The sequence below is a fragment of the Marinobacter sp. ST-43 genome (assembly GCF_030541085.1).
GTDB lineage: Bacteria > Pseudomonadota > Gammaproteobacteria > Pseudomonadales > Oleiphilaceae > Marinobacter > Marinobacter nauticus.
This window is the reverse complement of the sequence record NZ_JASSVO010000007.1, coordinates 36,551-49,210: the sequence shown is the minus strand read 5'-3', so window position 1 is coordinate 49,210 and position 12,660 is coordinate 36,551. Positions and strand designations below refer to the sequence as shown.

Genomic DNA, 12,660 nt, shown 5'->3' with positions numbered 1-12,660 from the left:
AGCTGTCTCCGATGAAAACGGATAAACTCCGGTAAAACACTACGTTACTGAAAATCTAGGCCAGTAAGCCATAAAACACAAAATTTGGCATCTTTCGGCGTCTTCGCAATTGTACGCAGCTTTCACACATGACAGATCAATCACCTGCGGGTGTGAAATACAGATGCGCGCTTTTTTTACTGAAATTCAGCGTGTCGCCATTGCCAAACCGGACCTCGAACGAGCTTTCATCTTCCGAGATAACCTCGCCCGTGCCAAAGATGGCATGGGTCAGACGCTGCTGATGCCACACTGGTTCCGCTGTGTTTTGGCTTACTGTTCCTTCACTTTCCAGCTGAACGCCCTCGCGTTCAGCGTATCGCAGACTCACGGGGGTTAACGGGTGATCCAGCCTCAGGGGCTGGTCTGTCGGGGCAGTACCGGTATCCAGCGCGGAGCCGAGTTCCTGGGCTAATCCAAAGCACAGTTCGGAAACAAATCGACTGGGACCTTGGTCGCCCGCAAGATGCGGGCTGGCCGGAGTGGGCCGGGTGATCAGGTGCAGATGGTGGCGGGTGCGGGTCATGCCCACGTAGAGCAGCCTGCGCTCGCTTTCCAGCAGGGCCCGGGCATCGTCCTGGGGACGTGGGCTGTAGGGCAGGTATTTCTCCTGCAGGCCGGGAATGATTACCACGGGCCATTCCAGTCCCTTGGTTCGGTGAATGGTGGACAGCAGGACACCCTCGTCCCGATGTTCGCTGGCCTGTTGTTTCAGCAGGCTCAGGTGGTCCAGGGCTCCGTCGGCATTGACTTCCAGGCTTTTCAGGTAGTCGCGAAAACCCTGAATGGTATCAATCCGCTCCTCGGCACTGTCATGGGTCAGTGCGAGACTGCGAATACCCTCATAGAGATCCATGTGCTCGGCATAGACGGTGATCAGGCCAGCTACCGGCCCCTGATAGCGGTCGAGTTGCTGCAGGACTTCACCGAGTTTTTTCAGCTTTCTGGCCGCCATGGGCGCCAGGGCGTCGAAATCCAGACTGAGCAGCCGTTCGTGCCAGCCGGTGTCGAACGCCGCCAGGAACCGGGCCAGGTTTTCCAGTTCCGGTTCTTTCAGGCCCACATGGGGGAACCTCAGAATCTGGCGGGCAATGTCCAGTCGGTCATTTTCTGCCAGCTTGTCGAGCCGACGGGTAACCACCAGCAGCAAGGCCTGCACCGCCTGAACCTCGCGGCTGAACAGCGCGCCCTTACCGGCGTCGATCCGGTAGGGGATCTGGCGTGCCAGCAGTTTCAGTTCAATCGGCACGCTCTGGCTCCAGACCCGGAACAGGATGGCGCTCTGGCTCTGTTGTTCCGGCGCGAGTCCCTGCAGGATAGAAAGCACCTGGTTGCCATCGTTTTCGGCCTGATGCAGATGGATTTCGGTGTCGGGGGTACCCGGGTGGGAATGGCACATCACATCCCGGCGGCCGGTGTTGTGGCAGATCAGATGGTTGGCCAGCAGTGCCACCCGGTGGCCGTAACGGAAGGTGTAGCTGAGGGTCTGCTCCAGCGGGCTTTCAAACTCATCACTGAACTTGCGCAGAATGAACTCGGGCCGGGCACCACGGAATTCGTAGATGGTCTGGTCCGGGTCGCCGACCACGGTTACCCGGGCGCGGTCACCGGCCACATAACGCAGAAGCAGGTGCTGGATCTCGTTGGTGTCCTGGTACTCGTCCACCAGGATCAGATCCATTTTGTTACCCACCAGGCGCTGCAATGGCGGGTTCTGATGGATGGCCATCACCGGCTCATACAGCATGTCGGCGTAGCTGATACGGCTTTCGCTTTTACGCCACTGCTCGAAGGAATGGAACAGGTCAATCAGGTAGCGGTGTTTGTCGGAGTAGCCCAGCTCCTCGAACACCACCTCCGCGGGTGCCAGCCCGGTTTTGACGCGGTCGATAAAGCCGGTGGCGGTTTCGACAAAATCCTTCTTGTTGCGGCGGATTTCATCGGCCAGTTCCTCCGGTGCCAGCCGCCGGGTCAGCAGCCAGGCCTGGAAGCCGATCTCCTGTTCGGTCAGGATCTTTTCCGAAAAGCCCGGCAGATAGCCTTCGCGGACGAACCGACGATACAGCCGCAGGCCCATGGCGTGGTAGGTGCGGATTTCCGGCAGAGCCAGCCCGCTCTGATTGCAGACGGACTGTAACTTGCGCTCAAAGTCCACCTTGGCGCTGCGGTTGAACATCAGCACCAGCATCCGGTCCGGATCGTGGCCCTGGGCCAGCAGGTAGCGGATGCGCCAGGCCAGCGTGGAGGTTTTACCACTGCCCGCCACGGCCGTAATCACCGCATGCTCGTAACCGGCCGTGATGATGGCGCGCTGCTCGTCGGTCAGGTAATCCGGTAGGGACAGGTGGTCGGGGGCTTGGGTTTGGCTCGGCATAGTCGCTATTGTACTGGCCAACTGGTAGTGCGGATAGCGCTGCCGCATAATCCCGGCATAGCTCAGGCGCAAATACCTTCTTATGGCCAGCAGGTCCGAATTGACGTGAATGATAAAACCGAGACAATCGCCTCAGGCTGGCGCGCGTTCCAGCACATCCTGGCAGCTCGCGGCCATCGCCGGCTGGTATTGGTTGAGGGTGATCGGCAGGCGGCGATCGCCTGGGTAGCCGGGTTGTTGCAGGCGTTGTCGAGCGCCGAAGGTATTTGGGTCGGGCGCGAGCAGGATGCGGCCAGGGCTGGGCTCGGTCATCTGCGTGTTAAAGACTACCGGCGTGTACTGGGCCGGGAACTGCCCGTGCTGGTCTGGGATGGCTGGGAGGGAACGTCTCCGGACGCGTTTGTGGCACTGTCCGGCACATTGCGGGCCGGTGGGTTGCTGTTCTGGCTGATGCCGCCGTTGGCGCAGTGGTCGGATTTTGATGACCCGGACTATAGCCGAACCGGGCTGGATCGGACGAGTGCTCATCCCTTTGCTGCCCGGTTGGCGGCGATACTGGCCGAAGATCCCGATGTCATTCGGCTTGTGGCGGAAGATGCCAGCGTGCCTGATCTTAACCGGCCGGAACCGGGCAGGGCGGGCTTTCAACCCGGGCAGACGGCCGAGCAGCAGGCTCTGGTTGCCGACATTGTGCGCACTGGCCAGGGCCGCCGCCGACGGCCGCTGGTGATTACTGCCGATCGCGGCCGAGGCAAATCGTCGGCCCTTGGCATGGCTGCTGCCCGCTTGCTCGGAACCGGCCGCAAACGGGTGCTGGTAACGGCACCTTCGGCTGATAACGTGGCTACCCTGTTCGCTCACGCCCGGCAGGCACTGGGTGATGCTCTGGCACTGGATACGCCGACCCATCTGACCACCCGGTCCGGTCATGAACTTTGCTTTCTGCCGCCACAGGAGTTGCTGTCGCAGCGGCCGGAGGCGGAAGTGGTCTTGGTTGATGAAGCGGCGGGTTTACCGGCCCAGTGGTTGAAAGCCGTGTTGCTGGGCTGGCCGAGGGTGGTGTTTGCCAGTACGGTGCATGGCTATGAAGGTACCGGCCGGGGCTTTGCCTTGCGCTTTCGACAGATTCTGGAACAGGAAACTCCGAACTGGCGCGCCGTCAGCGTTCGCGAGCCCATTCGCTGGGCGCAGGGTGACCCGCTGGAGCGACTGGTTTTCCAGCTGTATCTGTTATCGGCAGACGCGCCGGAGCCGCAACCGTTCGTCGCCGGCGACGTGCGCATTGAACGCTGGCAACCTGCCGCGACCAGCGAACAGACCCTGGCGGAGGCCTTTGGTCTGCTGGTCAATGCCCATTACCGGACCACGCCCGCCGATCTTCGGCAATGGCTGGATGACCCCGCCGCGATGACCTGGCGGGCCAGCGTAGAGGGGCGGACCATTGGCTTGCTCTGGGCATCCACTGAAGGTGGCCTGGCTCCTGATCTGGCTGAAGAGGTGGTCGCTGGAAAACGGCGGCTCAGGGGCCATATGCTGGCCCAGTCACTGGCCAATCATGGCGGCGCCCCCGCCGCTGCTACCCTGAAAACCCTTCGAGTGGTCCGCGTAGCGGTGGCGGAATCGGCACGCAGGCTTGGGGTCGGCCAACGGTTGGTGGCGGCTGCCCATGAGGCCTGTGTTCAGGATGGAATGGATGCATTGGGTACCAGCTTTGGCGGCGAACCGGGTTTGTTGGCGTTCTGGCACCGATGTGGCCTGCGCATCGTGCGTATGGGTCTGAGCCAGGAGGCGTCCACCGGAGAGTTTCCCCTGCAAATGCTGATGGGCACCTCTGAGCCGGGGCAGCAACTTCAGCAACAGCTGAGCAGCCGGTTCGCCCGACACCGGCAACATCTGGTGTCCCGCCATTGGTACCAACTGGACCATGAACTATTGCTGGCCATCTGCGACGCCCTGCCATCATCGGCGTGGCTGGATGACGATGATCGCCGGGATCTGACTAACTTCGCGTATGGCTTTCGCGGCTTTGAACTAACCTTGCCGGTTTTGCAGGAGCTCTCTGCCTGCAAGGGTATGGCTCAGCGAATTCAAAGCCATCCGGAGGCAAAGCTCTGGTGTCGTGCGGTATTGCAGGGCTGGTCCTGGGTGCAGTTGCAGGAGGCCGGCCTATGCCGGGGCCAGCGCGATGCAGAGGCGCGGCTGCGGTTGCTGGCTCGAGAACTTCTGCAAAACGAGACGGAGTTGTGACCGGTTCGATTTAATTCCGGTGACTGGCTGAGCAGAATAGCTGCAAAACGCAAACAAGAGACTTCCGACATGGGCAGGGACGCGAGCAGCTATTTCCACCTGGTATTTTTCCTGGCACTGACGCTGCTGGCCGGATGCAGTACAACCGGGTCAGCACCTGAAACCGGAGAGGCCGGTGCCGGCCCGGAGGAACTGATGGCTGCGGTGCGCGCCAATGAGGATCGGGCGGTACTTGAGCTGCTGTCCAGGGGGGTAAGGCCGGATGCCCAGGCCGGAGCGGAGCAAACTCCGCTTATGGTGGCTGCCACCAACGGTAACCGCCGCATTGTCCGGTTGTTACTGGCTGCGGGCGCAGAGGTGAATGCACGCAGTGCCGACGGCAATACCGCGGTTATCCAGGCTGCTGAAAATGGTCATCTTGCGGTGGTCCGGGCCTTGCTGGCGGCGGGCGCCAACGTGAACGTCAGCCAGGGTGGCGAATCCCTGTTGATGAAAGTGGTGGCCAGCGGTGATCTTCTGACCGCCGAAATGCTGCTGGCGGCCGGTGCCGATGTGCACTATCGCCGGGCGGATGGCACCACCGCTCTGGATCTCGCCCGCGCCAGCAACAATCAGGATCTTGAAATGCTGCTGGTGCAGGCGGGCGCCGCCCGCTGATTCAGAGGCTGTCCAGCATCATTGGGTCGGTCGTGTCGTCCCACACTGGCTGGAAATGCCGTTCAACCACCTCTTGCGGCACTTCGGCAACCGAGGGGTAAGACCACTCTGGGGAGCGGTCCTTGTCGACCAGCAGGGCGCGAATGCCCTCGGCCAGATCGGGTCTCCGGGTGCATTCTTCGGCCATGGCCAGTTCCATACGGAATACATCTTTCAACGACATCTGCTGGCCTTTCTGTATCTGGTGCCAGATCAGCCAGGCGGTGACCGGGCAGCCGGTCTTCAGGGTATGGATGCACGCCTGCCACCAGGGGTCGGTACTCTCCGAATTCCCCAGTTTTTCAACGATGGCCGGTAGCTCATCGCCTGCACTCAGGCGTGCGATGGTCTGTTCGTGCTGTTCCAGGTGCCCCGGAGCCAGCGTGCGGTAATCCAGCGCTTCCAGCTGGTTCAGCAGGCGGAACAGGCGGTTGTCGTCGGCGGCGGTTTCACCGCTCCAGCGTTCCTCCTGCAGCCGTTCAAGCAGGGCGCTGCTCTGGTCTGCTTCGATCACCATATCAGCCAGGCCCACTCGCAAGGCGTCGGCGACATTCAGTCGAGCGCCAGTCAGACCCATAAACAATCCGAGCCGGCCCGGGAGACGGTTCAGGAACCAGCTCGCGCCCACATCGGGAAACAGACCGATGCTGATCTCGGGCATTGCCATGGAGACATTCGGGTAGATTAACCGGTAGCGGCAGGCTGCCAGCAAGCCCAGGCCCCCGCCCATGACAATGCCGCCGGCCATGCCCACCACCGGCTTGGGGAACCGGTGCAGGGTAAAGTCGAGACGGTATTCCGCCGCAAAGAACCGCGCGGGCGCGGCTTTGTCGCCATCGCCTGTCAGTGCCGGGTACAGGGCCCGGATATTGCCTCCGGCACAGAACGCCCGGTCTCCCGCCCCCTGCAGAACCACCAGGCAGATACGGGAATCCTCGGCCCATTGCGCCAGCGCCTGCTGTGCCTGGTTGACCATCTCCTCGGTCAGGGCATTAAGTGTGCCCGGCTCGTTCAGGGTGAGCAGGCCGATGTGTCCTTCCCGGCAGGGGAGCTCCTGTACCTCAACTGGCATGGCTTGGTTCTCCGGTGGTATCTCTGATTGGGTATTTGTGGTTTGTTCGTACTGTCGTTCACTACGCTCAGGCGTAAAAGAGGACTATGGTCGCACGAAAGTCCTTGATCTATCACATTTGAGCTCACGGGCGGGTGTGCTATAAGTGAAACCTGAGTTACTGACCGGTTTTATGCCGGAATGTGAACGTTAAAACGATGAGAGGGTTAACACAATGAATCTGAAGCATCTTGCAGTAGCGGGCCTGTTCGCAGCTGGCGCGATGGTACCGGTCGCTTCCATGGCCGCCGGTGACATCGAAGCTGGTAAGGCCAAGGCCGCCGTTTGTGCCGCGTGCCACGGCCAGAACGGTATCTCTCAGGTGCCCATCTATCCGAACCTGGCTGGCCAGAAAGAGCAGTACCTGGTTGCAGCTCTGAAGGCGTACAAGGCAGGCCAGCGTCAGGGTGGACAGGCTCCGGTGATGCAGGGTCAGGCCACAGCCCTGAGCGATGCTGACATTGCCAACCTGGCAGCTTTCTACGCCAGCCTGCCGGCCGACGGCGGCAAGTAAGGCGTTGTGTTTGTCAGTGCTGCGGCTCAGGCCGCACCACTGACAATGCGATAGCTCGGACGGTAGGCTGAGGACCCGGGTAGCTTCATCCGGTTCTGCGCCACAAACTGCTCCAGCATGGCCTCCAGAGGCTTGATCAGCGTCGGGTCACCGGCGATTTCAAACGGCCCTTTCTCCTGCACCTGCCGGATTCCGCTTTCCTTCACGTTACCCGCCACAATCCCGCTGAACGCTTTGCGCAGATTCGCCGCAATCAGGTGAACCGGTTGATCGCGATGCAGTTCCAGAGCCCGCATGTTGTCATGGTTCGGCTCGAACGGTAGCTGGAATACCGGATCTATCTTCAGCATCCAGTTGAAGTAGTAGGCATCCTGCATGGCGCGGCGGAAGGTCTCCACGTCTTTCATGCCCTGCTTCATGGTCTGGGCGACCCGTATCGGATCATCGATGATGATCTCGTATTTGCTGGCAGCCTCATCGCCCAGGGCGTTGCGGATAAACTTGTCGATCATTTCGAAGTATTCGGCATTTTCCTGGCGGCCGGTAAACACCACCGGGAAAGGCAGGTCAACGTTGTCCGGGTGCAGCAGAATGCCGAGCAGGTACAGAATCTCCTCTGCGGTGCCTACGCCGCCCGGGAATACAATCACACCATGGCCACAGCGAACAAAGGCCTCGAGACGCTTCTCGATATCCGGCATGATCACCAGCTCGTTTACAATCGGGTTTGGCGCCTCGGCACCGATAATGCCCGGCTCAGTAATGCCGATGTAACGGCCATTCTTCACCCGTTGCTTGGCGTGGCCGATGGTGGCGCCTTTCATCGGGCCTTTCATGGCGCCCGGGCCGCAACCGGTGCAGATACTCAGGCCGCGCAGCCCCAACTGGTGCCCGACATCCTTGCTGTACTGGTATTCGTCGTGGCTGATGGAATGGCCGCCCCAGCACACCACCAGGTCTGGCTGACGCCCCGCCTCCAGTACCCTGGCGTTGCGCAGAATGTGGAACACCAGATTCGTTAGGTCTTCGGGGTTGTCTTTGCGGAAGCCGGCCACGCTGTTGGGCAGGGAGTGGCTGTAAACGATATCGCGCAGCACAGAAAACAGGTGTTCCCGGATGGCGCGTAGCATTTCGCCGTCCACAAAGGCGTGGCCGGGCGCATTGATCAGTTCCAGTTTCAGCCCCCGGGGCTGGGGCACCAGCCGTACATCGAAATCGGCGTGGGCTTCCATCAATTCCTTACAGTCGTCGGTTTCGACGCCGGTATTGAGCACGGCCAGTGCACACTGGCGGAACAGGCGATACAGACCACCCTCGCTCTTGTCCTTGAGCCGGTTTACCTCGTAGTTGGAAAGGATCTCGAGGCTGCCCTCGGGGGAGACCAGGGCATTCATGGTGGTTTCAGTCATCGTTGGTGAAGCTCCTGATGGTTTCGGCAATGACGGATTTTGAGCCAGTCTGGCGAAAGGGTACACTAAGGCCTTTCTGGCTTTTACGCCACCCGACGTTATTCCGATCAAAGTCTTTTTTATGAAATTGCTGATTCGTCCCGCCCCGGAAGTGGCTATCAAGAGTAAACCCGTTCGCCAGCAGCAGATGCGCCAGTTGCGGCAGAATATCCGTAAATTACTGGCCCGGCTGGATCCGGAGATCCGTGTGGATGGCAGCTGGGACCGGGTGGACGTGGATGTGCCCGATGGCCGCAGCCTTGCCGGCCCGGTGATTGATGAGCTGGTGCGCATTCCCGGCATCTCGACCATCCAGGAGATCGGGGTGTTTCCGTTTGTCGATCTTGACGATGTGGGCGAAAAGGCGGTGCAGGCCTATGCCGAACGCCTGAAAGGCAAGACGTTTGCCGTTCGCGCCCGCCGCCATGGCGATCATGATTTCCGTTCCATTGACCTGGAGCGTTCGGTGGGTGCGGCGTTGTTGCAGGGCTCCGGCGCCAAAGGCGTAGATCTGAAATCACCGGATTTGGAAGTTCGTATTGAGGTAAAGGACGACAGCTACCACATTGCCCATCGTCGCCACGAGGGTCTTGGCGGTTATCCGCTGGGGACGGTAGAAACGGTGATGACGCTGATTTCCGGCGGCTACGACTCGTCGGTGGCTGCCTACCTGATGATGCGCCGTGGCATTCGCAGTCATTATCTGTTCTTTAACCTGGGCGGTGCGGCCCATGAAGTGGGCGTGCGCCAGGTGGCTCACTACCTGTGGGAGCGTTATGGTTCGTCCCACAACGTCAAGTTTATTTCTGTGCCGTTTGAGGGTGTGGTCGCCGAGATCATGCGCTCGGTCAACCATCGCCACTGGGGCGTGGTGCTCAAACGGATGATGCTCAAGGCCGCTGCCGAGATCGCCCGGGATTACAACGCCTCTGGGCTGGTCATGGGCGATGCGGTGGCCCAGGTCTCCAGCCAGACCCTGACCAACCTGAATGTGGTGGACCGTGCCAGTGACGAGGTGGTGCTGCGCCCGCTGATCGCGATGGACAAGCAGGAAATCATTCGAATTGCCAAGGACATCGGTACCGAGCCGTTTGCCCGCAACATGCCGGAGTATTGCGGCGTGATTTCCAGCAAGCCGGTCACCCGTGCCAGGCTGCATCGCGTGGAGGAAGAAGAGGCGAACATGGACCCGGCCGCCCTGGCCGATGCCATCGCTAACCGTACCGACACCATGGTCAGCCAGCTCCTGGACAGCACCCAGACGCCGGAAGAGGTGGAGTTGATCCAGACGCCGTCGGTAGATGACGTGATTATCGACGTTCGCCACCCGTCTGAAGAAGAACGCTCGCCACTGACCCTGACCAACAACGACGTGCTCAAGATTCCTTTCTACGAGCTGAATCAGCAGGTGGCGGAACTGCCGGGCAACCGCCAGTACCTTCTGTACTGCGACCGGGGCACCATGAGCCGCATGCACGCCGGTCACCTGAAGGCTGAGGGGCATGGCAATATCAAGGTGTATGCCCCGGCGGTCTGATCAGCCCTCCAACCCCTTGAAAAACTGCTGGACGTTCTCGCTGAGGGCGTCCAGATCATACCCGCCTTCCTGCACCACCAGCGTGGGTAAACCCAGCTGACGAAGGTGCGTGCTCAGCCGACAGAAGCCTTCGGAAGTCACCGATACTTTCGCCTGCGGGTCGTTCTTGTAGATATCGAAACCCAGGGTCAGGATCAGCACATCCGGCTGGTACAGGCGAATGGCGGCCACGGCTTCATCCAGTTTGGCGAAGAAATCCTCCTCGCTGGAGCCGTGGGGCATGGGCAGGTTGATGTTGTAGCCATAGCCTTCGCCTTCCCCGCGTTCGTCCTCGAAGCCGCTGACCACCGGATAAAAGTTGGTGGGGTCGCCGTGGATGGAGATGTACAGCACGTCGCTGCGGTCGTAGAAGATCTCCTGAATGCCCTGGCCATGATGCATGTCGGTGTCCAGGATCACCGTTCGCGGGAACCGGCTCTTCAGATGCTCGGCTGCGATGGCGGCGTTGTTCAGGTAGCAGAATCCACCGGCGGCATCCTTGCGGGCGTGATGGCCTGGTGGCCTGCACACGGCGTAGGCGTTGCGTTCTCCGGCGATCAGCGCGTCGGCGGCACCCAGAGCGGTCTGAGCCGACCAGTAGGCCGCTTTCCAGGTATTCTCACCAATGGGGCAGCTGCCGTCTGCCAGGTAACAGGCGGCTTCCGCCAGGATGCCCCGCATGGCGTTGGGGGAACGTACGAAAATATTCGACATTACCTCGTCGCCCCAGTCTTCCATTTCCATCCAGCGCCGGTGGGCGGATTCGAGGAATCGCAGGTAACCCAGGTCGTGCACCTTGGTGATCGGGCCGGCGCCCTGGTCGGCCGGCTGCAGTACCGGGATGCCCATGGCTTTCAGGCCTTCGAGCATCTGGCCGGTGCGATCAGGCACCTCCTGAGGCTGGCGCATCTGGCCTCGGGTGAAATAGGTTTTCGGGATGTGCAGGTCCTGCGTCGGATGAAAAAATGCTTTCATGAATCCGTCTCCTTGGGGTGTCAGGGAGAGCCTGTAAAAACTCTCCTTCGAGTATAGGCAGTCACCCGCCCGGGTCAAAAATGACGGCCAGGAAATCTCCCCCTGACTTTACAGGCCGCCACTCAGGATCCACTATGAAAGGCACGCGTTGCTTTTGAACTCCGCCCCGGTCCGGGGCGTCACCAGTCATGCAAGAGGAGCCGAGATGATCGAGTCACCACTACTGGAAAACCTCACAGGCTACATTGGCGGGCGCTGGAAAGACTCTGCCGGCGGTGCCACGTTCGACGTTTACAACCCGGCCACCGGCTCGGTGATTGCCAAGGTTCCGTCGATGCCGGAGGAAGATGTTGTGGCAGCGGTGGAGGCTGGACAATCAGCGCTCCGGCTCACCAATCCCTGGCCGATTGAAACCCGCCGCAAGTGGCTGGAGGATATTCGTGACGGCCTGAAAGAAAACCGCGAAGAGATTGGCCGCATCCTGTGTATGGAGCATGGCAAGCCCTGGAAGGAAGCCCAGGGCGAGGTGGATTACGCCGCCGGTTTCTTCGATTACTGTGCCAAGCACATCAGCGCTCTTGATTCCCACACGATTCCGGAGAAGCCCAAGGACTGCACCTGGACGGTTCACTACCGGCCCGTGGGCGTGACTGGCCTGATCGTGCCCTGGAATTTCCCCATTGGTATGATCGCCAAGAAGCTTTCGGCGGCCCTGGCGGCGGGTTGCCCCTCGGTCATCAAGCCAGCCAGCGAAACCCCGCTGACCATGATCGCCTTTTTCAGCGTGATGGATAAACTCGACCTGCCGGATGGCATGGTCAACCTGGTGATGGGTAAGGCCAGCGTGATCGGCAAGGTACTGTGTGAACATAAAGATGTACCCATGCTCAGTTTCACGGGCTCTACCGAAGTGGGCCGCAAACTGATCGTAGACACCGCCGAGCAGGTGAAGAAGCTGGCACTGGAGTTGGGTGGTAATGCCCCGTTCATCGTCTTTGACGATGCCGACCTGGAGGCCGCCGCCGATAACCTGATTGCCAACAAATTCCGCGGTGGCGGCCAGACCTGTGTCTGCGCCAACCGGATTTTTGTGCACGAGAAGGTGGCGGATGCCTTTGGCCAGAAGCTGGCCGAACGTGTGAACAAGATGACCGTCGGTGACGGCATGAACGATGGCATCGACATCGGCCCGCTGATCAACAAGCAGGGTTTCGACAAGGTGAAACGGCACCTGCAGGACGCCCTCGACAAGGGCGCCAGCCTGGTGGCTGGCAAACAGCCAGCGGAACTGGGTGATGGCCTGTTTTTCCCACCCACGGTGGTGCAGGGCGTGGACCGGGAGATGTGCTGTTACCAGGAGGAGACCTTCGGTCCGCTGGTGCCCATGGCGCTGTTCCGGACCGAGGAAGAAGTCATTGATGCCGGTAACGACACGGAGTTTGGCCTGGCCTCCTACGTGTTCACCGCCGATGCTGAACGCGCCCAGCGGGTGGCTGCCGGCCTGCGGTTTGGTCACGTGGGCTGGAACACCGGCACCGGGCCGACACCGGAGGCGCCGTTTGGCGGTATGAAAGCCTCGGGTATTGGCCGGGAAGGTGGTCTGGAAGGGCTGTTTGAATTCGTGGAAGCCCAGACCGTGCCGAGAGGTTTCTAGGCAGCCGGTCTTCAAACAGCAAAAAG

The 12,660-nt window shown here is 60.6% G+C and carries 9 protein-coding genes; 5 read left to right on the top strand and 4 right to left on the bottom strand.

What is annotated here, in order from left to right; translation table 11 throughout:
* Window positions 1-136: 136 nt before the first annotated feature.
* Entirely contained in the window at window positions 137-2,413 is a 2,277-nt protein-coding gene (locus QPL98_RS11340) for an ATP-dependent helicase (RefSeq protein WP_303293276.1), read from the bottom strand.
* Window positions 2,414-2,518: 105 nt separating this feature from the next.
* Between QPL98_RS11340 and QPL98_RS11335 the strand changes: the two genes are divergently transcribed.
* A complete protein-coding gene (locus QPL98_RS11335; RefSeq protein WP_303293275.1) occupies window positions 2,519-4,660 on the top strand; it encodes a tRNA(Met) cytidine acetyltransferase TmcA in 2,142 nt (713 codons plus the stop codon).
* A 69-nt stretch (window positions 4,661-4,729) separates the two neighbouring features.
* Window positions 4,730-5,317, top strand: a complete 588-nt coding sequence (locus tag QPL98_RS11330; protein WP_113879103.1) for an ankyrin repeat domain-containing protein — start codon at window positions 4,730-4,732, stop codon at window positions 5,315-5,317.
* 1 nt (window position 5,318) lies between these two features.
* Here the strand turns inward: QPL98_RS11330 and QPL98_RS11325 are convergent, their stop codons facing one another.
* Window positions 5,319-6,428, bottom strand: coding sequence for an enoyl-CoA hydratase/isomerase family protein (locus tag QPL98_RS11325; RefSeq protein WP_286714408.1), 1,110 nt, complete (start codon window positions 6,426-6,428; stop codon window positions 5,319-5,321).
* A gap of 214 nt (window positions 6,429-6,642) precedes the next feature.
* Between QPL98_RS11325 and QPL98_RS11320 the strand changes: the two genes are divergently transcribed.
* Window positions 6,643-6,981: a c-type cytochrome gene (locus QPL98_RS11320; protein WP_206853750.1), complete on the top strand. Its 339-nt coding sequence runs from the start codon at window positions 6,643-6,645 to the stop codon at window positions 6,979-6,981.
* A gap of 26 nt (window positions 6,982-7,007) precedes the next feature.
* Here QPL98_RS11320 and ppnN read toward each other — a convergent pair whose 3' ends face one another.
* Window positions 7,008-8,390, bottom strand: coding sequence for a nucleotide 5'-monophosphate nucleosidase PpnN (gene ppnN / locus QPL98_RS11315; RefSeq protein ID WP_011787057.1), 1,383 nt, complete (start codon window positions 8,388-8,390; stop codon window positions 7,008-7,010).
* 121 nt (window positions 8,391-8,511) lie between these two features.
* Between ppnN and thiI the strand changes: the two genes are divergently transcribed.
* Window positions 8,512-9,966 (top strand): tRNA uracil 4-sulfurtransferase ThiI, encoded by a 1,455-nt coding sequence (gene thiI, locus QPL98_RS11310; RefSeq protein ID WP_023012098.1) that lies wholly within the window; start codon window positions 8,512-8,514, stop codon window positions 9,964-9,966.
* Here thiI and QPL98_RS11305 read toward each other — a convergent pair whose 3' ends face one another.
* Window positions 9,967-10,980, bottom strand: coding sequence for a histone deacetylase family protein (locus QPL98_RS11305; protein ID WP_303293274.1), 1,014 nt, complete (start codon window positions 10,978-10,980; stop codon window positions 9,967-9,969).
* 205 nt (window positions 10,981-11,185) lie between these two features.
* On the opposite strand from QPL98_RS11305, the gene QPL98_RS11300 reads away from it, so the two are divergent.
* Window positions 11,186-12,634: an NAD-dependent succinate-semialdehyde dehydrogenase gene (locus QPL98_RS11300; protein ID WP_011787054.1), complete on the top strand. Its 1,449-nt coding sequence runs from the start codon at window positions 11,186-11,188 to the stop codon at window positions 12,632-12,634.
* Window positions 12,635-12,660: the final 26 nt, after the last annotated feature.

Excerpts from the sequence above, each read along its gene's own strand:
- thiI (WP_023012098.1), top strand. The coding sequence starts at position 8,512 with ATGAAATTGCTGATTCGTCCCGCCCCGGAAGTGGCTATCAAGAGTAAA.
- QPL98_RS11325 (WP_286714408.1), bottom strand. The coding sequence starts at position 6,428 with ATGCCAGTTGAGGTACAGGAGCTCCCCTGCCGGGAAGGACACATCGGC.
- QPL98_RS11305 (WP_303293274.1), bottom strand. The coding sequence starts at position 10,980 with ATGAAAGCATTTTTTCATCCGACGCAGGACCTGCACATCCCGAAAACC.
- QPL98_RS11300 (WP_011787054.1), top strand. The coding sequence starts at position 11,186 with ATGATCGAGTCACCACTACTGGAAAACCTCACAGGCTACATTGGCGGG.
- QPL98_RS11340 (WP_303293276.1), bottom strand. The coding sequence starts at position 2,413 with ATGCCGAGCCAAACCCAAGCCCCCGACCACCTGTCCCTACCGGATTAC.
- QPL98_RS11320 (WP_206853750.1), top strand. The coding sequence starts at position 6,643 with ATGAATCTGAAGCATCTTGCAGTAGCGGGCCTGTTCGCAGCTGGCGCG.
- QPL98_RS11330 (WP_113879103.1), top strand. The coding sequence starts at position 4,730 with ATGGGCAGGGACGCGAGCAGCTATTTCCACCTGGTATTTTTCCTGGCA.
- ppnN (WP_011787057.1), bottom strand. The coding sequence starts at position 8,390 with ATGACTGAAACCACCATGAATGCCCTGGTCTCCCCCGAGGGCAGCCTC.